Origin of the sequence: Ewingella americana ATCC 33852 (assembly GCF_000735345.1) — a bacterium.
Classification (GTDB): Bacteria; Pseudomonadota; Gammaproteobacteria; order Enterobacterales; family Enterobacteriaceae; genus Ewingella; species Ewingella americana.
The window spans coordinates 25,803-51,258 of the sequence record NZ_JMPJ01000025.1; the positions used below are offsets into that span (position 1 = coordinate 25,803).

At 52.5% G+C, this 25,456-nt stretch carries 23 protein-coding genes; 16 read left to right on the top strand and 7 right to left on the bottom strand.

Translation table 11 applies throughout. The annotated features are described in order from the left end of the window. Nucleotides 1-69 precede the first annotated feature (69 nt). Nucleotides 70-567: a GNAT family N-acetyltransferase gene (locus tag GEAM_RS03080; RefSeq protein WP_034788103.1), complete on the top strand. Its 498-nt coding sequence runs from the start codon at nt 70-72 to the stop codon at nt 565-567. 238 nt (nt 568-805) lie between these two features. Here GEAM_RS03080 and GEAM_RS03085 read toward each other — a convergent pair whose 3' ends face one another. Continuing rightward, nucleotides 806-1,081, bottom strand: a complete 276-nt coding sequence (locus GEAM_RS03085) for a hypothetical protein (protein WP_051899391.1) — start codon at nt 1,079-1,081, stop codon at nt 806-808. A gap of 90 nt (nt 1,082-1,171) precedes the next feature. Then, entirely contained in the window at nt 1,172-1,912 is a 741-nt protein-coding gene (locus GEAM_RS03090; RefSeq protein ID WP_051899392.1) for a DUF3053 domain-containing protein, read from the bottom strand. A gap of 148 nt (nt 1,913-2,060) precedes the next feature. On the opposite strand from GEAM_RS03090, the gene GEAM_RS03095 reads away from it, so the two are divergent. From GEAM_RS03095 to cspE, 3 genes are all read left to right on the top strand, one after another. Beyond that, a complete protein-coding gene (locus GEAM_RS03095; RefSeq protein WP_034788107.1) occupies nt 2,061-3,158 on the top strand; it encodes a DUF1615 domain-containing protein in 1,098 nt (365 codons plus the stop codon). 110 nt (nt 3,159-3,268) lie between these two features. Beyond that, nucleotides 3,269-3,994, top strand: a complete 726-nt coding sequence (locus tag GEAM_RS22335; RefSeq protein WP_051899393.1) for a YnfC family lipoprotein — start codon at nt 3,269-3,271, stop codon at nt 3,992-3,994. A 351-nt stretch (nt 3,995-4,345) separates the two neighbouring features. Then, nucleotides 4,346-4,558: a transcription antiterminator/RNA stability regulator CspE gene (gene cspE / locus GEAM_RS03105; protein WP_034788110.1), complete on the top strand. Its 213-nt coding sequence runs from the start codon at nt 4,346-4,348 to the stop codon at nt 4,556-4,558. 1,007 nt (nt 4,559-5,565) lie between these two features. Here the strand turns inward: cspE and GEAM_RS03115 are convergent. Both GEAM_RS03115 and GEAM_RS03120 read right to left on the bottom strand, forming a co-directional pair. Beyond that, nucleotides 5,566-5,766, bottom strand: a complete 201-nt coding sequence (locus GEAM_RS03115; RefSeq protein ID WP_034788113.1) for a hypothetical protein — start codon at nt 5,764-5,766, stop codon at nt 5,566-5,568. A gap of 128 nt (nt 5,767-5,894) precedes the next feature. Next, nucleotides 5,895-7,133, bottom strand: coding sequence for an L-lactate MFS transporter (locus GEAM_RS03120; RefSeq protein WP_034788114.1), 1,239 nt, complete (start codon nt 7,131-7,133; stop codon nt 5,895-5,897). A 427-nt stretch (nt 7,134-7,560) separates the two neighbouring features. Between GEAM_RS03120 and GEAM_RS03125 the strand changes: the two genes are divergently transcribed. From GEAM_RS03125 to glnB, 8 genes are all read left to right on the top strand, one after another. Next, nucleotides 7,561-7,995, top strand: a complete 435-nt coding sequence (locus GEAM_RS03125; RefSeq protein ID WP_128124564.1) for a hypothetical protein — start codon at nt 7,561-7,563, stop codon at nt 7,993-7,995. Further along, nucleotides 7,992-9,797, top strand: a complete 1,806-nt coding sequence (locus GEAM_RS03130) for an FKBP-type peptidyl-prolyl cis-trans isomerase (protein ID WP_034788115.1) — start codon at nt 7,992-7,994, stop codon at nt 9,795-9,797. Before GEAM_RS03125 ends, GEAM_RS03130 begins: the two co-directional genes overlap by 4 nt. Before the next feature lie 173 nt (nt 9,798-9,970). Further along, complete coding sequence (locus GEAM_RS03135; protein WP_034788116.1) at nt 9,971-10,336, top strand: hypothetical protein; 366 nt, start codon at nt 9,971-9,973, stop codon at nt 10,334-10,336. 239 nt (nt 10,337-10,575) lie between these two features. Continuing rightward, nucleotides 10,576-12,525 (top strand): peptidoglycan DD-transpeptidase MrdA, encoded by a 1,950-nt coding sequence (gene mrdA, locus GEAM_RS03140; RefSeq protein ID WP_034788117.1) that lies wholly within the window; start codon nt 10,576-10,578, stop codon nt 12,523-12,525. 560 nt (nt 12,526-13,085) lie between these two features. After that, entirely contained in the window at nt 13,086-14,525 is a 1,440-nt protein-coding gene (locus tag GEAM_RS03145; protein ID WP_034788118.1) for a sensor histidine kinase, read from the top strand. 70 nt (nt 14,526-14,595) lie between these two features. Beyond that, entirely contained in the window at nt 14,596-15,339 is a 744-nt protein-coding gene (gene qseG / locus GEAM_RS03150; protein ID WP_244956592.1) for a two-component system QseEF-associated lipoprotein QseG, read from the top strand. Next, nucleotides 15,336-16,673 (top strand): two-component system response regulator GlrR, encoded by a 1,338-nt coding sequence (gene glrR / locus GEAM_RS03155; RefSeq protein ID WP_034788122.1) that lies wholly within the window; start codon nt 15,336-15,338, stop codon nt 16,671-16,673. The genes qseG and glrR overlap by 4 nt, the downstream gene beginning before the upstream one ends. Before the next feature lie 124 nt (nt 16,674-16,797). Beyond that, nucleotides 16,798-17,136, top strand: coding sequence for a nitrogen regulatory protein P-II (gene glnB / locus GEAM_RS03160; protein WP_013574351.1), 339 nt, complete (start codon nt 16,798-16,800; stop codon nt 17,134-17,136). An 83-nt stretch (nt 17,137-17,219) separates the two neighbouring features. Here glnB and hmpA read toward each other — a convergent pair whose 3' ends face one another. Next, a complete protein-coding gene (gene hmpA, locus GEAM_RS03165) occupies nt 17,220-18,410 on the bottom strand; it encodes an NO-inducible flavohemoprotein (protein WP_034788126.1) in 1,191 nt (396 codons plus the stop codon). 349 nt (nt 18,411-18,759) lie between these two features. On the opposite strand from hmpA, the gene glyA reads away from it, so the two are divergent. Beyond that, nucleotides 18,760-20,013 (top strand): serine hydroxymethyltransferase, encoded by a 1,254-nt coding sequence (glyA, locus tag GEAM_RS03170; protein ID WP_034788130.1) that lies wholly within the window; start codon nt 18,760-18,762, stop codon nt 20,011-20,013. 198 nt (nt 20,014-20,211) lie between these two features. After that, nucleotides 20,212-21,360, top strand: coding sequence for a 3-phenylpropionate MFS transporter (locus GEAM_RS03175; protein WP_034788133.1), 1,149 nt, complete (start codon nt 20,212-20,214; stop codon nt 21,358-21,360). Here the strand turns inward: GEAM_RS03175 and csiE are convergent. Further along, a complete protein-coding gene (csiE, locus tag GEAM_RS03180; protein WP_034788137.1) occupies nt 21,357-22,652 on the bottom strand; it encodes a stationary phase inducible protein CsiE in 1,296 nt (431 codons plus the stop codon). The genes GEAM_RS03175 and csiE overlap by 4 nt on opposite strands. A 322-nt stretch (nt 22,653-22,974) precedes the next feature. On the opposite strand from csiE, the gene GEAM_RS03185 reads away from it, so the two are divergent. Further along, nucleotides 22,975-23,526, top strand: coding sequence for a DUF1007 family protein (locus GEAM_RS03185; RefSeq protein ID WP_419471223.1), 552 nt, complete (start codon nt 22,975-22,977; stop codon nt 23,524-23,526). Beyond that, on the top strand, nt 23,517-24,536 hold the full coding sequence (locus GEAM_RS03190; RefSeq protein WP_034788144.1) for a nickel/cobalt transporter: 1,020 nt from the start codon (nt 23,517-23,519) through the stop codon (nt 24,534-24,536). Before GEAM_RS03185 ends, GEAM_RS03190 begins: the two co-directional genes overlap by 10 nt. A 67-nt stretch (nt 24,537-24,603) precedes the next feature. Here the strand turns inward: GEAM_RS03190 and suhB are convergent, their stop codons facing one another. After that, the gene (gene suhB / locus GEAM_RS03195) at nt 24,604-25,407 is read right to left on the bottom strand and encodes an inositol-1-monophosphatase (protein ID WP_034788147.1); all 804 of its coding nucleotides are present in this window, start codon (nt 25,405-25,407) and stop codon (nt 24,604-24,606) included. Nucleotides 25,408-25,456 lie beyond the last annotated feature (49 nt).

Consider the following 25,456-nt stretch of genomic DNA (forward strand, 5'->3'; position numbering starts at 1 on the left):
TCCTTCCTGCTTTTTTTCTCATTCTGCATAAACTGCTTACAGGGCAGTGAGTTAAATGACGGGGGAGAGATGGCGGCAGAGAGCAAAGTGACGATAGCGCGGTTCGAACCGGAGGATTCTCCGGCGGTCACCGCGCTTATTTTACCGATTCAGAATCAAGAGTTCGGCGTGACGATCACTGCCGAACAACAGCCCGATTTAAGCGACATTCCCGGCTTTTACCAGCAAGGTCACGGGGATTTTTGGGTCGCGAAGGTTGAAGATGAGGTTGTCGGCTGCATTAGCCTGAAGGATATTGGCCAGCAGCAGGCGGCGCTGAGAAAAATGTTTGTAGCCAAGCCGTGGCGGGGCAGCGAATATGGGGTGGCGAGTCGCTTACTTGAGGCTCTGCTGGACCACGCGCGAACGCAGAAGCTGCGGGATATTTATCTCGGTACTACTGAGAAATTTCTCGCCGCACATCGTTTCTATGAGAAAAAAGGCTTTGCTGAAATCGATGTTTCAGCGCTTCCGGCGGCTTTTCCTCGCATGTCCGTGGACGTGAAGTTTTATCATTTTTCACTTTGAGAATTGAGTGATGTTCAGTTGGCGTAGGATTCAGGCAAGAAAAGCGTTGTTGTTGCTGGTAGGAGCGATGATGTTGACGGGGTGCGTGGCGGATAGCCGTTTGTGGGGATTGATCCCTAGCTCGTCGGATGTTTGTGCCCACGGTAAAGACAGTATCACCGGGAATTGCCGCGATTAATCATTAAAACGTCAGGCCAGCAGCCAAGCAGCCTGACGTTTTTTTATGCATCGCAATGGCTTAGGCTTTGGTGCCCGGAAGCAGAGATTGTGCGCATTTGAACACGTCGTCGCGGAACTTCTTCGACGCGTCGTCAAGGTCAGGCGTGTTGGCAAGCTCGGCTTTGCCCGCGTCGATCGTCTCATTAACCGCGATGGTGAAGGCATTTTCACTCTCTTGGTTAATGACGCTACCCGCAACGCCGAACAGAATGCGCATGGCAGAAATCTGAACCAGCAATTCGCGGTTTACGCGCTCAAGTTGGTCAATACGTTTTGACTGAATATCGTCGCTCATGGTGCTCTCCTTCAAAGTAGTGGCGCACACCTTAACAAAATTGGGCGGCCAAAAAAAACCGCCTTGGGCTGCAACCGGCCGGGTGCGCGATTAATGCACCATTTTCTGCATTTCGGCGCTGAGCTTAATTAGCTCGGCATTCAGCGGCACCAGTTGCTGCTGAATGGCATTGTATTTGTCGAGGGTGGCCTGTTTATCAAATTGCAGGCGATTGCCCGAAATAGTGACATTTTTGCCCTGCGCCTTGATGAAATCAGCTTTGGCGACCACCAGAGTCAGCACCTTAGGCAGCAAAGTGAAAGCCTGCTCGGCAACGGCGCTAGGCTGCACCACCACTTTCTCGTAAGCTTGGTCATACACCTTTTTCAAATCATCCGGCTGTTTCAGCGCGGCGTGGCGGGTGTCCGCCTGTTTGCGCAGCACCACCAATTTCTCCCGCCAGTTTTTGCTGCTTTCAGCCATTTTTTGCAGCTCATCGCGTTTCTCCAGCAGCTTGTCCACCGTCACGGTTTCATTCAGGCTGGCAAACACCGGCCCCAGCGATCCGTTCATTTCTTCATTCATCTGGCTGTGGAAATCAGTGATCAGTCCATAGTCATCGCTGTACTTGCCGAAATCCTTGCGCTCTTTCTCCGTCAGCTGCGGCACGGCGATGGTTTGCAGGTTGAGAATTCGGGTCTGGAGGAAGTCGATGAAAGCTTTGCGCTGCGCGGGTTCTTTATCGCCACAGCCGCTAAGGGCCAAGATCAGAGCCAACATAATGAAGGGCAGCAGCAGAAAGCGCAGGGCGTTGTCCTGACGAGATGCCAGAGGGAGAGATGACGTGTGCATTGAAATTTTCTTCCTTATTTGAAACATTCCAACCTACAAACATAGACTATAACTTCTGCAACGCGTATTGCGTTGTGCATTCCTGCCAGTGGGGAAAGGGTTTGAATGCCTCCCTCGGCGGGATAACGCGATGATCAACAGGGAAACTATGATCCGACGTAAAAGTAAGTACTGGCTTTCACTCACGGCCTTGCTGGTTCTGGCGGGCTGTAGCACCAAGAAGCCCTCGGAGACGGCAGTAAGCCGCCCGGCGGACACCAAAGCGCAGATAGTTCGATTGATGCCATCCAGCGTGCCAGACCGGCAGGGCTGGGCGACGGATATCACGGCGGCTTTTAGTGCGCAGAACATTGCGCCAACCACCGAGAACATCTGCTCGGTGCTGGCGGTGGCGCAGCAAGAGTCGAATTTTAGCGTCGATGCGCCGGTGCCGGGGCTGGGAAAAATTGCGTGGAAAGAGATAGATAGGCGCGCTGACGCGGTGCATGTGCCCAATTTTCTGGTCCACACCGCGCTGCTGATTAAGTCGCCAAATGGCAAATCCTACAGCGAGCGGCTGGATAAAGTGCGCAGCGAGAAAGAGCTGAGCGCGATTTTCGATGATTTCATCAGCATGGTGCCGATGGGACAGAAGCTGTTTGGCAATCTCAATCCGGTACACACCGGAGGGCCAATGCAGGTGAGCATTGCCTTTGCCGAAGCCCACGCCAAGGGCTATCCGTACCCAATCGACGGGACCATTCGCCACGAGGTGTTTAGCCGCCGTGGCGGGATCTACTTCGGCACGCTGCACCTGTTGGGCTATCCGGCCAACTACAGCCAGATGCTCTATCGCTTCGCGGACTTCAACGCCGGTTGGTACGCCAGCCGCAATGCAGCCTTCCAGAGCGCGGTGAGCCGCACGTCCGGCATTCCGCTGGCGCTCGACGGCGATGTGATCAATTACGGCACCGACAAACCCGGTTCTACCGAGCTTGCCGTGCGTGTACTTGGCAAACGGCTGGGAATGAGTAATTCTGCTATTCGCCGCGCCTTGGAGAAGGGCGACTTGCCGGAGTTTGAGCAGACCTCCCTCTATAAGCAGGTGTTCGCGCTGGCCGATAAAACAGTGGGTAAGCGCTTACCTCGCGAGATGCTGCCGGGTATTCAGCTAGAAAGCCCGAAAATTACCCGTAAGCTCACCACGGCGTGGTTTGCCAAACGGGTCGATGAGCGTCGGCAGAAATGCGTCGCCAGCGCAGGCTAAAACAATAATTTTATTCGGCTGGTTTTGTGATAACGCAGTGCGATAGGTCCATGGGCGCCTGCATAATGATCGTGTTGGTTTGAACCTCAATCCTTAATCGAGAATTTTACATGAAGAATGTCGCCGCCCTGACGTTATCCACGCTGTTCCTTTATGGATGTGATACGCAAGCCAGCCCTGAGCCGGTAAACCCGATTTTTGCCAGCTACTCCAATATTTTTGGCTTCGAGCCGATTCGCGGCAAAGTTAAAAGCTTCCTGCAACAGCAGCATGACGAGCAGGGCAAAGTCAGTTCGCTGTTTCAGGGGGCGCTAACGGCGGCGGGCTGTTTTACCGAGCTGAAAGTGGTGGCTCCGCTGATGGGGCTGGATGTGGATCTGCTCAAAGAGGGCGACTTTCTGGTCAATCGGGGCGACAAGCAGAAGCGTTATGCATTAAAAGACAACTGCTTACCTGAGAGAAATCTTGCTGACGACACGCGCTATGAAAGCAATGATAAAGGCTTTGTCACTGCCGCTATCAATGAGAAAGACGCCGGGAAAAACAGTTATTTTGAGTATGACGCCTCGGGATTCCCGTCGAAAATTTCCCAACCGACGCCCACCGGGCCTTTTGTCGCCATCATTAAAGCGACCGAATCCGAAGAGAAAAAACGCAATAACACCATCGAAACTCGAGTCAAAGATGTGCTGCTCGGCGAGGTCATTACGCGCTGCGAGTACGATGACCATTTCAACGCAACTGACTGTAAGATAACCAGTAAGGCGGCCGAGAAGGACAAGCCTTTGCCGAAAAGACTCGATGACCCCGAGAGCACAAAAATAGAGTATTACTAAAAATACCAGAGGCTGAGATAAGGTAAAGCGCGGGTGAAAACGCTTGATTTATTTTTGGCAATTAGCCGTCTGGCGGTATATATCGCTGAAGAATAAAAAGCAGCTAAATAAAGTTAATCTGAAATAAAGCTTGCGTCTAAAAGTTATCTATGTGTAAATAGCGTCAACGGTTTGTCGTTAAGACCTATTTATGTAAGACATTTTAGTAAAGCAGTTCCTAGTTCAAGTGATATAGCAAATCTCTTCTCCGACGAATTTTCTTCTCTAGTGCCCCCATAAGTAACTCATAATAAAAACAGACCCTCATTGCCCTATGGCATCTAAAAAATAAAATTCAAGAAGGTATTTCTTATGTCTAATAAAATGACTGGTTTAGTAAAATGGTTTGACGCTGGTAAAGGTTTTGGTTTTATCAGCCCTGCAGACGGTAGCAAAGACGTGTTCGTTCACTTCTCTGCAATCCAGAGCAACGATTTCAAAACCCTGGATGAAGGCCAAAACGTTGAATTTACCATTGAAAATGGTATGAAAGGCCCTTCAGCTGGCAACGTAGTCGTACTGTAACAATCGTCTGTCATAATGGTTTTAACCTGCAATAGCGATGATGGGCCAGACCCGGAGCAGACAGGAAAATAATTAAGACAGCGTTACAACGATACAAATAAACCTCGATGAAAATCGAGGTTTATTGCTCTCTGGAGCAGAGTGAAAAAATTAAAATTATTATTTACTGTTCATTCAATAAAAGTAACGTTTACCAAAAGAAAAGACGATTTACGAATTATCCTAACGACGCGCTATTTTTTAAATAAATTGGGTTTCTAGGAAATTGCCGGAAATAGGCAAAGTCGATTTTTCTGTTGTGAAACAGTTTTGCTCAGACTGCGCAATGTTGGAGTGTTCGATGGACGCTTGCGCCACAATATGACGGCCGGGAAAGTAACCGGCACTCAATTTCACTCACGTTCTTGCCGCCTTCTTGGCGTTCGACTCTTAGGTGAAATCACAACCGCACATGGATGCGGTTTTTTTGTGCCTGAAAATCGATGCTGGCCTTGGTTTGGGCAAAAAACAGATAAAAAAAAGCCCGCACGAAGCGGGCAAAATAACAGGGTTCTACAGGGGTTTTCTACACAGGGACATCACACAACATCTTGATGGCTCTAAGGTATCAAACGCTCTGTATGGTTTTGTCATCGCTCGGTAAGGTTAGGGCAGGAGTTGTAAAATCCAGCGTTACTCGAACGATTAACGCGATGCGTGAGACGAACTACAGCAATTCCATCAGCATGGCCATCACATAACCTATTGCCATCGAACCGCCAGCCATCGTCAGCCAGAATACTGTTGCTTTCATAACTCCCTCCATGAGACGGGGAAAGTGGCCCCGGTGTCTATCGAGCTTTGGCGTGGTACCCGTGCCAAAGTCCTACTGAACTCGCGAATTAATATTCATTTCGCAAATTCATGATAGCAAACCCATACAAAAAGCGGATGAATAGACGGCATTTCTTTGACCTGCCCCGTGCTTTTGCTGGCTGAGGGGCGTTGTCGCCGAATTCAGAAAGGGATTAATTCAGGTAATCAGTCTGTGCTGACAGCTTGTTGTAAGCGCTTGCTTCAACTGTCGTGCAGTGCGGGCGGCCGCCTTCTTTAGCTTTGCGGCTGAGTTCGGAAGCAACATCTTTCGCGTTTGTTGGCTGTGCCGCGGCGAGATTGAAACTCAGGGTGCCGATAAACAGGGAGATGATAATCAGGGTGATGCGGTTCATGTAAAGCTGTCCGGTTAATGCGAGATCCTTAAAGGTGCAGCCAGCTTCTAGTCATAACAGTTGCAACAATAAGAAACGGGAGCGATTTATGCTCCCGTTCATCATTTTAACTGCATGTAAGAACTGTGCTACACGTGCTGGAGCGCATTATGCCCTTGTTCGGCTTTGTTCGGAAGGCGAATTGTGGCAGAAAGCACCAAAGAGAGCACTAAAAGTACAGCGATGAAGCTGAAGGTTACCAAGAAGCCGCCGAACAGGGAGGCGATGAGTGAACCCATGACGCTGCCGATGCCGAAGCCGAGGTACAGCAAACCGTAGTTTTTGGTCAGGTTGTTCAGCCCGAAGAAGTCACTCACCAGCGATGGGTAGACGGTGATGGTGCCGCCGAAGCTGAAGGCCACGCAGGCTACGGAGATAAAGAACAGCGTTTCATTCATGTTGGAGAACAGCAGGATGCTCATGCCCACCAGTGAGATGACCTGTGCCATGGAAATCACTCGAATGCGCGCCATCTTGTCTGACAAGACGCCAAGGATCAGGCGGCCGCTGAGGTTCGCAATAGCAATTACGGTCACGGCGTTGGCGGCGGTGGCCGCGTTGAGATGCACCAGACCTTCGCCGATATCTTTCGCTACGCCGATAACGTACAGGCCGCTCATGCAAGAAGTGAGGAACATCATCGCCAGCATCCAGTATTGAGGCATGCGCACGGCTTCTGGCAGCGTGAAGTCGCGGCTGCTGGTCAGGTTGTCTTCATTACAGTTGATGGTCTGAGGCGCCTGCTTAGGCGCGTCTGTCATCATCAGGCCGCCGATGATTATCATGCTCATCGCCAGCAGTCCCCAGATAATAAAGGTGCTTTCCAGTGAATAAATGCTGAGTAGGTGGCCGCAGATGAATTTGAAACCTAGGCTGCCGAGGCCGTAAGCGCCGATGGCACAGGCTGAAATCACCCCTTTACGCTCCGGGAACCACTTCACGCAGTTCGACAGGGTCATCAGATAGCCCGCGCCGTCCGCCAGCCCGACCAACACACCCGCGCTGAGATACAGCATGATCAGGTTATTGGACTGGGAGGTGAGTGCGAAACCAATCGCCATCACCACGCCTGCCGCCATGGTGACTTTCTTCACGCCGAACTTATCTTGCAGCTTGCCCGCGACAGAAGAAGCAATCGCCAGACCAAGGCTTAATAGGCCGAAGGAGAAAGCCACGCGGCTGATAGGTTCATCCAGTTTTTGCGAAAGCTGCCCGTTAAACAAACTCCACGTATAAACAGAGCCAAGAGCAAATTGGGTAATGATGGTGCCGAACAGCGTTAGCCAGCGTGTGCGGTTGTCGTTCTGCATTCCAGATTTGTCACTCATAGTGGGTTCTCCCGAGCGAAATAAAGTCAATTAAACTGTTTGTATGATAAATCTTTCGCCGCCCAGCGATCGGTTTCAGGCATGAGATGCCTTGGTAGAGGAATGAAATGCACGGAGGAGGGTATGAAACACATTTTTTAGTGGAAATCGGGCAGGAAATTGCGCTTAAAACGTCTTTCTAGCCCAGTCAGGGCGCGGGTTTTGTTTGATCTGGGTCATGATTTTAGCTTTTATTTTTTCCCTCCTCGAAGCCTGCTCTGCGAAGAGAGTTTTACACCTGCCTAAGTCACTTCATTTATGTCACTTGATTGAAAGTTGAACAGCTCGGACTGGCTACCGCAGCAGTGTATGAAGCTTTGATTAAACATAGATTAAGTAGTTTGGTTTTTCTTATTAACCTGCTTCTTATTAAGATGTCAGGAATTTTTTGAGTTTAAAAGAATACAGGGAATATATGATTTTTTATAAATCATTAATCGATTCTAATAGGGATATAAATGTGATGAATAAAAATAGAGTTCGCGTGTTAATTCTTTTGCCATTTCTTACTTTACTGGGATGCACCGCGCCGAAATCAGAAATAAAAGGAAAAGTGGCGAGCGCCAATGAGCAATCCTGCATTAATGAATTTAAAGCGCTGAAAAATATTGATCCCGCCTCTTATGTAATCTATCAGCAACAATTCTCTAAGGTAAACCAAGCTTACGAGGTCTACCGCACCAATAGCTTGAATGTTAACAAGGACTCAAAAGAGATCCTTGGTATGCAGTTGAATAATAAGCTTAAGTTGATCTGTGCGCGGGTTAAGGATGCCTCTTTCAAAAACATGGAAAAAAGATCACAGGAAATTAACAGTCTATGATGAAACATACGCTGTATGTCTGCATATTTCTTGCTTTGGCAAATATGCGAGGGGCGGTGGCGGAAGATGACACTAACAATCTTAGCCTTCTAAATAAGCTGCGAGAGGAAAACCTAGTTCAGTCCGAGCTTAAGCCAATATTTACTTCTTCCGCTAATAATGAGCAGGATTCTACTAAGGAATTAACCAAGAATATTCCTGCAAATAAAGTTAAGTCGCAGAATAACCCATTAACAGCGCAATGGTATAAGCAGCAACTTTCTGAGTTAAATAACAAGAATAAGAAGCTTCAGTCTGAAATTATTGCTGTAAGGAAAAAGCTTTCGGCGATAACCAACGAGCCGGTCCCTGAAACGCTCGAAGCGCAAGCCAGAGAGACTGCCCGTCAGTTAAGTGACACCCAGCAAGCTCTGCATAAAGCCAATGAGGAAAACGCCCGTTTGTCAGCGTCGGTGCAGCAAGCCGAGCAGGACAGAGCCAAGCTAGATGCACAAATCGCAAAGCTGGCGTCACAGCAGATGCAAAGCGCGTCACAGGCGACTAAGCAATTGGCTGATGCCCAGGCGATGGAGAAAAAAGTCAGCGATGAAAATAGTCGCCTACAGGCGGCCTTAAAGCAGGCGACTCAGGATAAAACCAAGCTGGACGCGCAAATAGCCACGCTGACGGCGCAGCAAACCCAGAGCCTGTCGCAGTCCGCCAAGCAATTGGCGGATGCCCAAGCTGCGGCCAAAAAGGCGGCGGATGAGAGCCTTCGTCTGCAAGCCGAGGTCAAACAGGCCGCGCAAGATAAGGCTAAGGTGGAAGCTCAGACCGCAACTCTTAGCGCCCAGCAAGCTCAGATGACTAAGCAATTGGTGGAGGCACAGGCCGCTGAGAAGAAAGCCAGTAATGAAAATCTTCGCATACAGGCGGTGGAGAAACAGGCTGCGCAAGATAAAACCAAGGTTGAGGCGCAAATTACTGCACTCACGGCGGAGAAAAACCAGCTTGCTGCTCAACTTGCCAAACAACAGGCAGATGCACAGTCTGGCAGCAAAAAGTGGGCTGATGAGCAAGCCGCGCTGACGGCTGAATTAGCCAATGTGAAGAAACAGCTGGCTGAGAAGCCAGCGGCTGATGCGACCACGGGCATTCCGAGCAGTGAGCAAGTCAAAACGGCCATTTCTGCTGATAGCAAGGCGGGGCGCCTAGCCAAGCGGGCTTACTCGTTGGGGTATTTCATCGGCCTTGAATCTGAACAGGAGCTGAGAAAAATCACCGCGTTTACGGCAGAAGTGGATCAAAAGATTGTGCTAAAAGGCTTATTGGATCGCTTTAACCACACGCCGCTGCTGACCGATAAAGAGATCGAAGCTTCATTGGCGGTGATCGACAAAGAGATCAATGATAACGCCACTGATAAAGGTAATAAAAACAAAGTGCTCAATGAGCAACTTATGGCCAAAGCTGCAAAAATGAAAAACGCAGTTAAAGCCAAAAGTAACTTTATTTACCTGATTCACAAGCCGGGTTCTGTATCAAAAGTCGCGTCAACGGACAGCATCCGACTGCGCATTGTTGAGAAGCTGGGCGACGGCACGGTGATTGCCAGCGAAAAAGACAACAATGTGATTGCCGCTGCGGTTAAAGATATCCCTCATACTTTGCAAGAAGTGGTTGTGAAGCTGGGGATTGGCGGCGAGGCCACTCTCTATATTCCTCCTAAGTTAGCCTATGGTGAAAAGGGCGTGGCAGGGAAAATTCCGCCTAACTCCTTGTCCATTATGACAATTAAGGTTCTCGGCATTAAAGAGCGTTAATTAACAGCAATGCGTTTAAGCAGGCTAAATTACCGGCCTGCTTAAACCAAAGTGGTTTAATTGCCGACTTAATCCAAATTTGGCTGAGACTTGCGCTTTTTTTCTCAGACCTCTTCCTATAAAAAACGCAGGTGATAGGATGTGCCGCAACTTTACAGGGTAGGATTATTCTCATGTTCAGGTTGGGTACTTTCGTTGCAATTTTGCTGGCGCTGACTTCCTTTTCAGCGTCTGCCGTAACGGCCTATAAATGTGTCTTAACGCATAACGTACAAGCAGCGGACGGCACAGAAACCGCCGACGTTATTAACAAAGATGCGCATGTGTTCGACGCAGGCAATACGTTCACCTTCTCCCCAGACGGCACCAAGATGATCACCAGCCCGGAGCTGACGGATATCATTGGGCAGAATAACCAGCCAATGAAAGCCGGTGCGGAAGATAACCTGATGTATATCCACGTGAAAAACAACTTCGTGGTCGCCACCGAAACTGACGGCTATGTCTACGGTGACTGTGTAGAAGTGCCAACTAAATAACCCTTCCCACGTATTTCCTTGTTCTGCGAATCTGGCTTTTAACAGCGAGATTCGCATCTCAATTTGTTTTAACTGTTACAGTTCCTTCTTACATTTTCATAAATAGAAACATTACTGCCAGTTCATTAGCACACTTCTGATAGTCGGGTCTTGCCTTAGCCGATAGACTTGCGGCCTTTTCACCATTCCGTTTTCCGCCACTTGCTTTATAAGCCGATTAGAAAGGGTTTTGCGCGCCTATGGCTCTACTTAATGACGAAATTCGCGACCATACCGCTGAGTCCGTCCTTTTTGTCCGCCGTGCCGTCATCGCCTTTGTGGTCGTGGTGCTGCTCTCTTCCGTGTTGGTTTACAACCTGTACCGTTTACAGATTGGAATGCATGATTTTTACCAGACGCGCTCCAATCAAAATGACATCAAAATGCTGCCGATCGCCCCGAGTCGCGGGCTTATCATGGACCGCAATGGGGTCATTCTGGCGCAGAATATCACCCTGTATCAGATTGAAATTATCCCCGGCAAAGTGGACGACCTTAAGGCGACGCTGAAGGCCCTGACGCCAATTGTCGATCTGACGCAGGACGATCTGGATAACTTCCACGACGCGATGATCCACGGCCGCAGGTTTGCTGAGATCCCACTGAAGCTGGCGCTGACTGACGTCGAAGTGGCGCGGTTCTCCGTCAACCAATTTAACTTCCCTGGCGTGTCGATCAGCACCTACCAGCAGCGGCAATATCCTTACGGGGCGGAGCTGGCCCACGTGGTCGGCTATGTGTCGAAAATCAATGATAAAGATGAGAAACGCCTTGAGAAAGAAGGCGTTGCTGAGAACTACGCCGCTGACCATGACATCGGCAAGCAGGGCGTCGAGAAGTATTACGAAAATATTCTTCATGGCCGCACTGGCTACCAAGAAGTGGAAGTTGACAACCACGGCCACGTGGTTCGCCTGCTGCGTGAAGTGCCGCCGCAGGCCGGGCAAAATATCTATCTGACACTGGATCTCGGCCTTCAGCAGTACATCGAAAAGGTGTTGAAAGGCCAGCGCGCCGCCGTTGTGGTGATGGACCCGCGAGACGGCGGCATCAAGGCGATGGTTTCCAGCCCGAGCTACGATCCCAATCCGTTTGTTAACGGGATTTCCAGCAAACAGTACAGCGCGCTGCTGAAAAACCCTGACCTGCCGCTGATTAACCGCGTCACTCAGGGGCTTTATCCGCCAGCTTCGACGGTGAAGCCTTTTATGGCGACTTCGGCGCTGTTTGCCGGGGTTATCACGCCACAAACCACCTTCTTCGGCGCGCCGACCTGGACGCTGCCGGGCACCGAGCGCCGCTACCGTGACTGGCTGAAAACCGGCCACGGCATGCTGAATGTCACCAAAGCTATCGAGGAGTCGGCGGATACCTTCTTCTATCAGGTGGCCTACGAGATGGGGATTGACCGCATTCACGAGTGGCTGAGCAAGTTCGGCTACGGGCAATCCACCGGCATTGACCTCGACGAGCAGTACAATGGCGTGCTGCCAAGCCGCGAGTGGAAGCAGAAAGTGCATAAGAAAGGCTGGTATCAGGGGGATACGGTTTCCGTGGGTATCGGCCAAGGCTATTGGGTGGCGACGCCGATTCAGATGGTGAGAGCACTCAGCGCCTTGGTGAACAACGGCAAATTGCAGACGCCGCACCTGCTGTACTCCAGCCAGAGTGGTAAAGTGATCACGCCTTACGTGCAGCCGCCGACCACGCAGATTGCGGATCCTAAATCACCTATCTGGGGAATTGTGCGCAACGGCATGTTCGGCATGGCCAACTTCCCTAATGGTACGGGCTACAAACTGTTCCACACCGCCCCTTATCAAATTGCTGCGAAATCAGGGACATCGCAGGTGTTCAGTTTGCGTGAAAACCAGATCTATAACGCCAAAATGACCCCAATCAGGCTGCGTGACCACATCTTCTATACCGCCTTTGCGCCCTACAAGAATCCAAAAGTGGTGATGGCGCTGATTCTCGAAAACGGCGGGGGAGACGGCGTGGTGGCGGGTCCGACGGCGCGTGCGATCCTCGACCACATCTTCCTGCCACCGGAAGTGGTGGCGAAATGTGACCCGGCGAAGGTCGATAATCCGGCAAACTGTGAGCAAGATGTGCCTGTTCCGAATGCGCTTGGCTTCAGTGAACATTGATTTTGCGACATGTGTCGGAAAATAGAGACAAATGCCTAAGAATGGTGTCTCCAAAAGGAGACATTTAAATCCATGATATGTATGTATTTTGTAAAGATTCCTCTAAGGTGTTGTTTTTTAGCGACGCTTTGTTGAATTATTAGGCTCGTTTCCACGCGAGTGCTGAGGCCGTCAAAATGAATGAAACTATTTTTTAGTTATGAATCAATCATTTGTTTTTGAAGTTTTATTCTTGGCACGAAGCATGCATAATAAGCGCAGTTGCTCATTCAATTGATTATGACAGCCTGCGCTAATCCGCAAATTGTGCCCATAATGCCCGAATGACGCCAAAGCAAGGTGCCTACCGTTCACCAGACCGATAATCGTTGCGCAAGCACGTTATCAAGCATCGAACGACACGTTGAGTGAGGCACCACCTATTCTGGAACACTGAACATCTTCGCCTGAAGGTGTTCAGTGCCCCTCCTAAAGTGCTCCGAAAATCCCTTAAATTTGACTCTTTTCTGGCTGTAAATCAGTTACTCAGTTAGCATTTAACCCATCGGTCTGCGAATGAGATAAATGCGTTGAAAAGAGGAAGAATATTTCCCGGCTCCCTGCGCCAGCTAGTGCTGATGGCCTTCCTGTTTGTGCTTTTACCCCTGCTGGTACTGGCCTATCAGGCTTATCAAAGTCTGGATCACCTCAGTTCACAAGCCGCCGAAATCAACCGCACGACGCTAACCGATGCGCGCCGCAGCGAAGCCATGTCCAGCATTGCTTTGGAAATGGAACGCAGCTATCGGCAATATTGCGTGTTGGATGACCCGACGCTATCTCTTTTATACGACAGCCAGCGCAAGCGTTACTCGCAGATGCTTGACGCCCATGCCTCGGTGCTGCCCGACGTTCGTTATTATCAATCGCTGCGTGGCTTACTGACCCAGCTCGCGCAGTTAAAATGCCAGAACAACAGCCCCAATGCGGCGACTTCAGCCCAACTTGAGGAGTTCGCTCACGCCAATGCCCAAATGGTTCAGGCCACGCGAGAAGTGATCTTTAGCCGCGGTCAGCAGTTGCAGCGCGCTATCGCTGAGCGCGGCCAGTTCTTTGGCTGGCAGGCGCTGGTGCTGTTCTTACTCAGCGGCGCGCTGGTCTTGCTGTTTACGCGGATGATTATCGGCCCGGTCAAGCGAGTCGAGCGGATGATTAACCGGCTGGGCGAGCGCGGCACCTTGGGCAATGCGGACAAGTTCAAAGGGCCGAGGGAAATTCGCTCGCTGGCCCAGCGCATCGTCTGGCTCAGTGAGCGACTGGCGTGGCTGGAATCCCAGCGTCACGAATTTTTACGCCATATTTCTCATGAACTTAAAACGCCGCTGGCCAGCATGCGCGAAGGCACCGAGCTGTTACAGGATGAAGTCGCAGGCCCTCTAACGGCGGACCAGAAAGAGGTGGTGGCTATCCTTGATGGCAGCAGCCGCCACTTGCAGACGCTGATTGAACAGCTGTTGGACTACAACCGCAAACTGGCCGATGCGCCGATGGATAAAGAGCGGGTGGATTTGGCGGCCATGGTCGATAGCATCGTGGCCTCTAACAGCCTGCCGGCGCGAGCCAAGCAGATCCGCACCGAGGTCAACATGGCGGCGCAGTTCTGTTGGGCGGAACCGACGCTTTTGATGCGGGTGCTGGATAATCTCTACTCCAATGCGGTGCACTATGGCGCTGAATCCGGTACCATTTGGGTCCGCAGTCGGCAGTCACAGAACCAAGTGATCATCGACGTTGCCAACACGGGAAATACTATCCCTGAGGCCGAAAAAACGATGATTTTTGAACCATTCTATCAGGGAAGTCAGCAGCGCAAGGGCGCCGTCAAAGGCAGTGGTTTGGGGCTGAGCATTGCACAGGATTGCATCCGCCGAATGCGCGGAGAATTACGGCTGGTCCAGATTGACGATGCCGACGTGTGTTTTCGTATCGAATTGCCATTAACTGCTGAGAAAAATGATTAAAAAACGCCAAATTAAGCGGAATGGCCTGTTAAAGGGCGCCGCGTCTTTTATATCCCAGATTCAGCATTGGTTGAAAACCTCAGTATGCCGCACGGCCATTGCCGTCATCGCCGCGCCCGCGCTCCTCGCGGGCTGTAACTTGCACTCTTCCAGCGACAGCTATTATCGCCCGGTCGACGATGTGATCCCGACCACCAAAGTGGTGGATTTCCGCCTCGCGCCTTGTGAAACCCTGTGGGCGCTGGATGATAATGAAGCTATTACTAACTCGCTGTACTGGCTGCGGGCGATGGATTGCGCGGACCGAATGAATGACACTCAGGCGCGCTATCAGGCTGACCAAATCAAGGCTCACTCGTGGGATACCGTGTTCAAGCAGAGCATTCTGCGCTCCGGTGCTGACCCCGACCAGCAGCAGCGCCGCGCGCTGTTAGCTCGCGTCAATGAGTATCGCGCGCAGATGCCGGGTTCTATTCGCTCCTTGGTGCAGCTGTGGCGCGAGCGGCAGACGCTGCAAGTCACCTTGGGTGATGAAAAAGCGCGTAATGCGCGGCAGGCCGCGGTGTCTGAAAGCAAAATTGAGCAGATGTCCCAGCAGCAAGTGGCGCTACAAAGCAGCCTAGCGGATACTCAACGTAAGCTGAAAAATCTGACGGACATTGAGCGTCAGCTCTCTTCGCGCAAGCAGATGCAGGGCGATTTGCCGGACAGCGATGCGACGTCGCCTGCGGGCAAAAGTGACAGCCCGGCTGCGGCGACGGTCAAACCGGAAGAGACTTACCAGCCACCGATTAAAGGGCAGAATAAACCATGACGTTACGCAAAGCCGCCAGCCTGTTGCTGGTCGATGACGATCCTAGCCTGCTGAAATTGTTAGGCATGCGCCTGACCAGCGAAGGTTTTCGCGTCACTACCGCCGAGAGCGGCGCTGAAGCTTTACGTCTGCTCAATCGCGAGCGTTTTGATTTAGTGATCAGCGACTTGCGTATGGATGAAATGGACGGCATGGCGCTGTTCGCCGAAATTCAACAGCACCAGCCGGGCATGCCGGTGATTATCCTTACTGCTCACGGCTCCATCCCCGACGCCGTCGCCGCAACCCAGCAGGGCGTGTTTAGCTTCCTTACCAAGCCGGTTGATCGCGACGCGCTGTATAAAGCTATCGACGCCGCGCTGTCTCTCTCTTCGCCGAGTGGTGATGAGAGCTGGCGTGAAGCCATTGTTACCCGCAACCCGGTGATGCTGCGGCTGCTGGAGCAGGCCAATATGGTAGCGCAGTCTGACGTCAGCGTGCTGATTAACGGCCAAAGCGGCACGGGCAAAGAGGTACTGGCGCAGGCGATTCACGCTGCCAGCCCGCGAGCCAAAAAAGCCTTCACCGCCATTAACTGTGGCGCGCTGCCCGAGCAGCTGCTTGAGTCTGAGCTGTTTGGTCACGCCAAAGGGGCTTTTACCGGCGCGGTCAGTAGCCGGGAAGGGCTGTTTCAGGCGGCGACGGGTGGCACGCTGTTTCTGGATGAAATTGGCGATATGCCCCTGACGCTACAGGTTAAACTGCTGCGCGTGCTGCAAGAGCGCAAAGTGCGCCCGGTGGGCAGTAATCACGACATAGATGTGGATGTGCGCATCATCTCCGCGACCCATCGCAATTTGCCGAAAGCCATGGAGAAGGGCGAGTTTCGCGAAGACTTGTTCTATCGCCTGAATGTCGTTAGCTTAAAATTACCGGCATTGAATGAGCGCGCGGAAGATATCCCCTTGCTGGCGAACCACCTGCTGCGGGTCGCCGCTCAGCGCCACAAACCCTTTGTGCGCAGCTTCTCAACCGATGCCATGCGACGCTTAATGGCCGCCAGCTGGCCGGGCAATGTTCGCCAACTGGTTAACGTGATTGAGCAGTGCGTGGCGCTGACCTCCGCGCCGGTGATTGGCGAAGCCTTGGTACAGCAGGCTTTGGAAGGAGAGAACACTGCGCTTCCGACCTTCGTCGAGGCGCGTAATCAGTTCGAACTGAATTACCTGCGCAAGCTGTTGCAGATAACCAAAGGCAACGTGACCAACGCGGCGCGCATTGCTGGGCGCAACCGAACCGAATTCTACAAGCTGCTTTCTCGTCACGAGTTGGAAGCGACCGATTTTAAAGAGTGAGCACGACGCTCTTTGACTATGTTACCTTTACCGTCTGCCTGTGCATTGCCGCTGGCAATCAGAATGTGAACCACGCTGCCGCTCAGGAAGGCGGAGAGCAAATGAATGATTATAAGGGTCCGCCATGAAGAAAATTGATGCGATTATTAAGCCGTTTAAACTCGATGATGTCCGTGAAGCCTTGGCCGAAGTCGGTATTACCGGGATGACCGTGACAGAGGTGAAAGGTTTTGGGCGTCAGAAAGGCCATACCGAGCTGTACCGCGGTGCTGAGTATATGGTGGACTTCCTGCCAAAAGTGAAGATTGAGATCGTGGTGGCCGACGATATCGTTGATACCTGTGTCGAAACCATTATGACCACCGCCCAGACCGGCAAAATCGGCGATGGCAAAATCTTCGTGTTCGACGTGGCGCGCGTAGTACGTATCCGTACTGGCGAGCAGGATGAAGAAGCGATCTAATTGCCGTTTTCAGTCTTATGACCAGAAAGCGCCAATAAAAAAGGCTGACGCGATGTCAGCCTTTTTTTATGCATTCTATTACATTACAGCACTTTATGCGGGCCGAAGCATTCGTAATGAATGCGGTCGACCACCACCCCAAGGGCTACCAACTGCTGGGCGGCGAACTGCATAAAGCCGACCGGGCCACAGAGATAGAATTCGGTCGCTGGGTCAGCGAGCTGGCTTTTCAGCAGCCTGAGATCCATCAAACCCTGAGATTGATACTGCTCGCCCGGCAAATCTTTCGCCTGCGGCTGGTTATACCAAACGTGGCTTTGCAGCTGCGGCAGGCGATTTCCCAATGATTTCACTTCATCCGCGAAAGCGTGAACCCGGCCATTTTCAGCGGCGTGCAGCCAGTGGATCGGCGCCTGATGCTGGTTAGCTGCTAGCACGTTGAGCATGCCGAGCATTGGCGTTTGGCCGACACCGGCGGAGATCAGCGCGACGGGCATTTTTGGCGCGACGTCGAGGAAGAAATCACCGTGCGGCGCGGCCAGATACACCACATCGCCTTCCTGTGCTTGGTTATGCAAGAAGTTCGACACCTGACCTTGCTCTTCACGCTTCACCGCAATGCGATAGGTCTTGCCGTTCGGGGCCTGAGTCAGAGAATACTGGCGAATTTCCTGATTTTCCAACTGTTGGCTGCGAATATACACTGCCAGATATTGCCCGGCGTTGAAGTCGGCTACCGGCTGGCCGTCTACCGGCTCCAGTACAAAACTGGTGATCAACTCACTCTGCGGGCGCTTCTCTTTGATACGGAATTCGCGCGTGCCAGACCAGCCACCGTTCTTCTCGGCACTCTCTTTATAAATATCGGCTTCACGCTGAATAAACACCCCGGCCAGCACGCCGTAGGCTTTGCCCCAAGCATCCAGCACTTCCTGACCCGGACTGAACATCTCATCCAGCGTCGCCAGCAGGTGGGTGCCCACAATGTTGTACTGCTCGGGCTGGATGGTGAAACTGGTGTGTTTTTGCGCGATACGCTCGACGGCAGGCAGCAGCGCGGCGAGGTTTTCAATGTTAGCGGCATAGGCGCAGATGGCGTCGAACAGCGCCTGACGCTGGTCGCCATTGCGCTGGTTGCTCATGTTGAACACGTCTTTCAGCTCGGGATTATGCGCGAACATGCGGTCATAAAAGTGGGCGGTTAATTTCGGCCCGGTGGCGGCGAGTAAAGGGATGGTGGACTTAACGGTGGCGATAGTTTGGCTGTCTAGCATGGTGTTAGCTCCCTGGGCTTCAGCCCGTATTTCAGCAGTAAATTTTAAACATGTATTTTTAATGCATCTTATAGCGCGGAATTATTGTTGTAAATAGCCATGCCGCAATCATGGGTTTCATAAAGCGTGCGGGCGCGGTCACAAAGCTGAAAAATATGCATGATGTGCTGAGGAAAACTCCCTTGATAACGCTAAGTCCCTAACGGATAAAAGCCTTGCGGCGTCTGGAGCCAAACGATTGCCTAAAAACCTTAAACAGGCTCTATCCGCAGGCGTCTTAAACATTTACACTGTTGCGCAGAACCCGGAAGGGGCATTTTTTTTTAGTTTGTTGAGTCAGGAGATGCGGATGTTAAAGCGTGAAATGAACATTGCCGATTATGATGCTGAGTTGTGGGCAGCAATGGAGAAGGAAGTTGTTCGTCAGGAAGAACATATCGAGCTGATTGCGTCAGAAAACTACACCAGCCCGCGCGTTATGCAGGCTCAGGGTTCGCAACTGACTAACAAATATGCCGAAGGTTATCCGGGCAAACGTTATTACGGCGGCTGCGAATACGTGGATATCGTAGAGCAGTTGGCTATTGACCGTGCGAAAGAGCTGTTTGGTGCAGACTTCGCTAACGTGCAGCCACACTCTGGCTCACAGGCTAACTTCGCGGTGTACACCGCGCTGCTGCAACCGGGCGACACCATCCTTGGGATGAACCTCGGCCACGGCGGTCACCTGACTCACGGTTCTCCAGTGAACCTGTCCGGTAAGCTGTACAACGTGGTGCCTTACGGCATCAACGAAGCTGGCGACATCGACTATGAAGACGTTAAACGTCAGGCCGAAATCCACAAGCCAAAAATGATCATCGGCGGCTTCTCTGCATTCTCAGGCGTGGTTGACTGGGCCAAGATGCGTGAAATCGCAGACAGCGTTGGCGCATACTTCTTCGTCGACATGGCGCACGTTGCCGGTCTGATTGCCGCAGGCGTCTACCCGAACCCAGTGCCACACGCACACATCGTTACCACCACCACCCACAAAACGCTGGCGGGTCCACGCGGTGGTTTGATTCTGGCGAAGGGTGGCAGCGAAGAGTTCTACAAAAAACTCAACTCAGCCGTATTCCCAGGTGGTCAGGGCGGCCCGCTGATGCACGTGATTGCCGGTAAAGCGGTAGCACTGAAAGAAGCGATGGAACCAGAGTTCAAAACTTACCAGCAGCAAGTGGCTAAAAACGCCCAAGCCATGGTCTCCGTGATTCTGGACCGTGGTTACAACGTGGTTTCTGGCGGTACGCACAACCACCTGTTCCTGATGGACTTGGTTGACAAGAACCTGACCGGTAAAGAAGCCGACGCCGCGCTGGGCCGTGCTAACATCACCGTTAACAAAAACTCCGTGCCAAACGATCCGAAATCTCCTTTCGTGACCTCTGGCGTGCGTATCGGTACTCCGGCGGTAACGCGTCGCGGTTTCAAAGAAGCCGAAGTTCGCGAACTGGCTGGCTGGATCTGTGACGTTCTGGACAACGTTAACGATGAAGCCACTATCGAACGTGTGAAGAAAAACGTGCTGGATATCTGCGCACGCTTCCCGGTTTACGCGTAATTTCGCGACCGGCCTGAGTCTTACTGCTTAGGTTTTACCGCGTTTTGATATGAGTAGATAAACCCGCTTCGGCGGGTTTTTTGTTAATAGTCAGCCATAACTGTGAGCCGCCTTACATTCCTCTCTTATCAGCTCTACTCCTGATTGCTAGCTAGTGTGACCTCTGTCAAAGTATCGGCCATAAAAACCGGAGGAACTATGGTACTGCGTTCAACGTATTGGCTGGGACTTAGCTATTTCACCTACTTTTTCAGCTACGGAATTTTTCTGCCTTTCTTTGGGGTTTGGTTAAAAGGCGAGGGTATCTCTTCTGAAAATATCGGTTTATTGCTGGGGGCTGGCTTAGTTTCGCGTTTCCTCGGTACCTTAATCATCTCTCCCGCCATTAAAGATCCCGCACACTTAGTGACCGGCCTGCGAATTTTGGCATTGCTGACCTTGGCCTTCGTGGTGGGCTACTGGTTTGGCAACGGCTGGGCGTGGTTGATGATTAACATTGCCGGATTCAGCATCTTCTTTGGCCCGCTGGTGCCACTGACCGACGCACTTTCCGGCACCCTCCAGCGCCAAATCACCATGGATTACGGCAAAGTCCGCGTCTGGGGTTCAATCGCCTTTGTGATTGGCTCGGCGCTGACCGGCAAGCTGGTGTCAGTCTATGGCCATAACGCCATTCTCTACACGCTGACCGTCGGCATCGCCGCCATGCTGCTGGGCATGCTGTTCCGCCCGAGCGTCAAGCCGGTGGGAGCCAAACGTGAAAATAACGAACCGGCCATTTCGTGGAAAGCCTTGCTGAGTGAAACGCCGGTCTGGCGCTTCTTGCTCTGCGTCTCCCTGCTGCAAGGCGCGCACGCGGCTTATTACGGTTTCAGCGCGATTTACTGGCAGGACCAAGGCTACTCCGCCTCAGTGGTTGGCTATCTGTGGTCGTTGGGCGTGGTGGCGGAAGTGCTGGTGTTCACCTTCAGCAATAAGCTGTTCCGCCGCTGGAGCGCGCGCGATCTGCTGTTGCTCTCCGCCTGCTGTGGCGTGGTGCGCTGGGCATTGATGGGGGCATTCATCGAGCTGCCTTGGCTTATCCTGATTCAAATCCTACACTGCGGCACCTTCACGGTGTGCCATCTGGCGGGTATGCGCTTTATTGCCTCGCGCCCTCGGGATCAGGTGATTCGCCTGCAATCGGTGTATTCGGCTTTAGCCATGGGCGGCGGCGTGGCGGTGATGACCATGATTTCCGGCTTCTTGTTTGAACATCTGCACGCCGGGTTATTCTTCGTGATGGCGCTGGTGGCGGCACCGGCCATTTTCTTGCGGCCAAAAGTGACGCCAGTCGCGGCGGATTAATGGGCTTCGAGCAGCGAGCGAATGCGTTTTCGCTGCTCTTTGGCTAGCGGCAGTTGGGTATGAATGACCAAGGGGTCAGCGTCGGTGATTTGGGTGGCGTAGGGCGTGACAATCATGGCGACACCGGCCGGTGCGCCGAGCTGCTGGAACTCCGCCAGCGTCTGATATTGAATATTGAGTGGCAGCAGGGTCGCCTCGCGGATCTGCTGCTCCACCGCCTCTTCAAGCTGCGGGTTGTCGTCGGTCAGCAGCAAAATCTGCTTCTCGTGCAAGGCGTTACCCTGCATCAGCCACGCGCCGAAGGTCACGGCGACTAATCCCACTTCTTCTTCCGAAAGTCGAATTTGGTACTCAAGCTGGAAATCCTCCAACGCCTCGCGGGTGGTGCGCACCAGTCTTGGGTACATGCGGGTGACTTCATCTTGCAGCAGATTGTCGATACCAATCGCAAAATGGCAGCGTTCAATCGCCGGGCCGAGATGGGCAAACAGTTGGCGAGTTAACCCTTCATCGCTGCTGAACTTCATCCCGGCAACTTCTTGAAAATTTGCAATTAATCGCGCCACTTGCTGAGTGAGCTGCTCATCTTCCGACGAGCCGCTACTGCTGTACTGATGGTTTTTCAGTAGTCTCAGCAGCAGGGTGAAAAAGTCGCGTTCGCCCTCGGCTAGCTGCCCGCCGCTGATGTGCTGTAGCTGAGTGAACAGGCGACTGGCGGCGGTAAACTCCGGTTTTTCGCGCAGCCACTGGCACTGTAAATCAGTCAGTTTGGCCGGTTCGAAGCTGTTATCCCCTTGAGACAGGTTCTGCCACAGGCAATACTGCAAATAGACGCGCAAAAAAGTCTGGTCGCGCTCGCTGAACTCCCGGCTAAGCTGGGCGGCGCACTGGCTTATCAGCCGATTCAGTTCGTGCTCGTAAAAATGGCTGTCGGCGAAGCGATAGGGCGCCAGTGCCTGTTGTAGCCACGGCGAGAAGTGCTGATTAATAAAGGCCGGAGAGGTGCGCAGGGCGCGGCGCAGGCCGTGAAACAGACACAGACGCAGGTCAAGCAGTTCGCCTTGTAACTGGCATGCAGACTCGCCAAACTCCAGAATATTCAAACGATGCAGGCGGTTGATATCGCGGTGAACATCGGCAAGATCCTGCCGAGTAGTGGGGAGGTCAGTGCCATTTATTTGGCTGATCGTCTCCAGTTGCATTGCCGGTAACGGCGCATACAGCATCAACAAAACATGGCAGCGTCGTTGTTGACCGGAGAGCTCAGGCACGGGGGCTGTGTCTAGGCTCATAAGACCTTCTATATACTTACGCGTGAAATTATATGCAAAGCATAGCAAACCACGGGTTGAGCGACGCGGCGAAGCTCACGGTTTTACACCGGCTTACAACTCTGATCACAGTTATTTTTCTCATCCGCTTAATTGCACCAGCAAAAACTGTTACTTTGTAACAATTAACAGCAGGTATTCACTGACTTTACGGGCCTTAACCATGGAAAAGACCTTTATTCGCGCCAGGAACCGGCGTTCTTCCTGCCTGAAATTAAGCTTATTGGCGAGCAGTCTGTTACTGCCGCTGGCAGCTCAGGCGCATCCGCACAGTTTTATTGATATGCAAACCACGCTGGTGACCAAGGATCAGCAGCTGACCGGTCTGAAAATGGTCTGGACGATGGATGAAATCACCTCGGCGGACCTGCTTTATGACGCGCAGAAAGCCAAATCGGATTCTACCGTGTGGAAGAAACTGGCCGCCGAAGTCATGGCGCGAGTGCTGAGCCAGCACTACTTCACCGACTTCTACCGCGACGGCAAGCCAATTAAATATCTCGATTTGCCGAGCGAATATCAGCTGTCGCGCAAAGGCGATCAGGCGGTGCTGGAGTTTGTCATGCCTTTGGCGGCCCCGCAGCCGCTGTCCGGCGCGCCGATGATCTTCTCCACTTTCGATCCAAGCTACTTTGTCGACATGACCTATAAAGATAAAACCGCGCTGCACATCCCGCCGGAGCTGGCGCAGAGCTGCAGTCTGGCGCTTTTCACCCCGAAGCCTGATGCGTCGCTGCAAAGCTACGCGCTATCACTGGATAAAGCCGACGCGCCGCCGGAAGACATGGATTTGGGCCAGCAGTTTGCGCAGAAGGTGACCCTGCAATGTCATTGAATTTGATGGAAAACCGCAAGCGCCACTGGGCGTGGGATCTCTGGCCGCTGGCGGTATTCCTGCTGCTATTGGCCGTCGGCGCGGCTGCCCTGTGGCAATACTGGCCGCGCATTCTGCTCAACAGCATTATCTGGCAGCGAGAGTTGCATCAGGAGCTGGCTGGGCTATTGCAGCAGGTGAAAGCCAATCCGCAAAAAGCCGGGCTGACTTTGATGGGCTTCAGCCTGATCTACGGCGTTGTCCACGCTATTGGGCCGGGCCACGGCAAAATCGTCATTACCACTTATCTGGCGACTCACCCCTCGCGGCTGAAAAACAGTTTAAAGCTGACCTTCGCCTCCGCCGTGGTGCAGGGCTTAGTGGCGGTTTTACTGGTGACACTGATGCTCGGCGTGTTGCAGCTCTCCTCGAGGCAGCTGCATCAAAGCAGCTTCTGGCTGGAGCGGGGGAGTTTTATTCTGGTGATGCTGCTGGGCGTTTTGCTTTGCTGGCGGGCGCTCAAGCGTTGCTACTTCACGTTGAAAAGCTTGAAACCGCGCCGAGGGTTGGCCATTAACAGCCTGCGCCCGCTGGCTGATAACCACGTCCACGATGAGCACTGTGGCTGCGGGCATCAGCATCTGCCGACTGACCAGCAGCTGCAGGCGGGGAGCGACTGGCGCACTCAGGCGACAATTGTGCTGGCTATGGGGCTGCGACCTTGCTCCGGGGCCATTATGGTGCTGCTGTTTTCCAAGGTGATTGGTGTCTATTTGTGGGGCGTGCTATCCGCGCTGGTGATGGCGCTCGGCACGTCGATTACCGTTTCGTTGATTGGCTTGCTGGTGTTTTATAGCCGAGCGATGGCAGTGAAGCTGAGTGCCAAACGCACCCCTGCCGCGTGGCAGACTGTGGCGTGGTCGGCGCTGGCACTGGCGGGAGGCTTAATCTTGCTGTTGGCCGGCGTTCTGCTTTACACCGCGGGCGGCGCAGCGCCTGATGGCGGTATCGGGCCATTTGGCCGTGGCTAACGGCGGAAAGTAAACATAAAAAAACGGACGCGCAGGGCGTCCGTTTTTCATGGCGAGGCGGAAGGAATTAACGCTTCAGGGCTTCGCTCAGTTCTTCACGCATGGTATTCAAAATACCTTTAACAACGCGCGGGTTGCCAGCAACTACGTTGCCTGACAGGTAGTGGTTGTGGCCGCCAACGAAGTCAGTCACCACGCCGCCAGCTTCACGAACCAGCAGCTCGCCACCGGCGAAATCCCAAGGTTTCAGGCCGATTTCGAAGAAACCGTCAACGCGGCCAGCTGCCACGTAAGCCAGGTCCAGCGCAGCAGAACCAGTGCGGCGGAAGTCAGCGCACTCGTTGAACAGCTTGCCCAGCACGTTGATGTAGCTGTTGGCGTGTTGTTTGGATTTGAACGGGAAACCGGTGGCCAGAATGGTGCCATCGAGATCTTTTGCATTGGTGCCGCGCAGGCGATAACCGTTGAGCTGTGCGCCCTGACCGCGAGTGGCGGTGAACAGTTCGTTACGCATTGGGTCGTAAACTACCGCAACTTCAGTGCGGCCTTTGATGCGCACGGCGATAGAAACAGCAAAGTGAGGGAGACGTTTAACGAAGTTGGTTGTGCCATCCAGTGGGTCGATAATCCATTGTACGTCTTTGTCTTCGCCAGCCAGTTCGCCACATTCTTCACCAATAATGGTGTGTTTTGGGTAGGACTTGCGAATAACGTCAATAATCAGATGCTCAGCATCGCGATCAACGTTGGTAACGAAATCGTTAGTGCCTTTCTGAGTGGTTTCGACAGAATCAGGCGTTTCATAATGTTTGGCAATTAAGTTACCGGCCTTGCGCGCAGCGCGCACGGCGATGGTTAGCATCGGATGCATGGATATCTTCCAACTAGGATGTTAAAGAACGGGAATACGGGAAACGGCG

Excerpts from the sequence above, each read along its gene's own strand:
- GEAM_RS03080 (WP_034788103.1), top strand. The coding sequence starts at position 70 with ATGGCGGCAGAGAGCAAAGTGACGATAGCGCGGTTCGAACCGGAGGAT.
- GEAM_RS03085 (WP_051899391.1), bottom strand. The coding sequence starts at position 1,081 with ATGAGCGACGATATTCAGTCAAAACGTATTGACCAACTTGAGCGCGTA.
- GEAM_RS03090 (WP_051899392.1), bottom strand. The coding sequence starts at position 1,912 with ATGCACACGTCATCTCTCCCTCTGGCATCTCGTCAGGACAACGCCCTG.
- GEAM_RS03095 (WP_034788107.1), top strand. The coding sequence starts at position 2,061 with ATGATCCGACGTAAAAGTAAGTACTGGCTTTCACTCACGGCCTTGCTG.
- GEAM_RS22335 (WP_051899393.1), top strand. The coding sequence starts at position 3,269 with ATGAAGAATGTCGCCGCCCTGACGTTATCCACGCTGTTCCTTTATGGA.
- cspE (WP_034788110.1), top strand. The coding sequence starts at position 4,346 with ATGTCTAATAAAATGACTGGTTTAGTAAAATGGTTTGACGCTGGTAAA.
- GEAM_RS03115 (WP_034788113.1), bottom strand. The coding sequence starts at position 5,766 with ATGAACCGCATCACCCTGATTATCATCTCCCTGTTTATCGGCACCCTG.
- GEAM_RS03120 (WP_034788114.1), bottom strand. The coding sequence starts at position 7,133 with ATGAGTGACAAATCTGGAATGCAGAACGACAACCGCACACGCTGGCTA.
- GEAM_RS03130 (WP_034788115.1), top strand. The coding sequence starts at position 7,992 with ATGATGAAACATACGCTGTATGTCTGCATATTTCTTGCTTTGGCAAAT.
- GEAM_RS03135 (WP_034788116.1), top strand. The coding sequence starts at position 9,971 with ATGTTCAGGTTGGGTACTTTCGTTGCAATTTTGCTGGCGCTGACTTCC.
- mrdA (WP_034788117.1), top strand. The coding sequence starts at position 10,576 with ATGGCTCTACTTAATGACGAAATTCGCGACCATACCGCTGAGTCCGTC.
- glrR (WP_034788122.1), top strand. The coding sequence starts at position 15,336 with ATGACGTTACGCAAAGCCGCCAGCCTGTTGCTGGTCGATGACGATCCT.
- glnB (WP_013574351.1), top strand. The coding sequence starts at position 16,798 with ATGAAGAAAATTGATGCGATTATTAAGCCGTTTAAACTCGATGATGTC.
- hmpA (WP_034788126.1), bottom strand. The coding sequence starts at position 18,410 with ATGCTAGACAGCCAAACTATCGCCACCGTTAAGTCCACCATCCCTTTA.
- glyA (WP_034788130.1), top strand. The coding sequence starts at position 18,760 with ATGTTAAAGCGTGAAATGAACATTGCCGATTATGATGCTGAGTTGTGG.
- GEAM_RS03175 (WP_034788133.1), top strand. The coding sequence starts at position 20,212 with ATGGTACTGCGTTCAACGTATTGGCTGGGACTTAGCTATTTCACCTAC.
- csiE (WP_034788137.1), bottom strand. The coding sequence starts at position 22,652 with ATGAGCCTAGACACAGCCCCCGTGCCTGAGCTCTCCGGTCAACAACGA.
- GEAM_RS03185 (WP_419471223.1), top strand. The coding sequence starts at position 22,975 with ATGCAAACCACGCTGGTGACCAAGGATCAGCAGCTGACCGGTCTGAAA.
- GEAM_RS03190 (WP_034788144.1), top strand. The coding sequence starts at position 23,517 with ATGTCATTGAATTTGATGGAAAACCGCAAGCGCCACTGGGCGTGGGAT.
- suhB (WP_034788147.1), bottom strand. The coding sequence starts at position 25,407 with ATGCATCCGATGCTAACCATCGCCGTGCGCGCTGCGCGCAAGGCCGGT.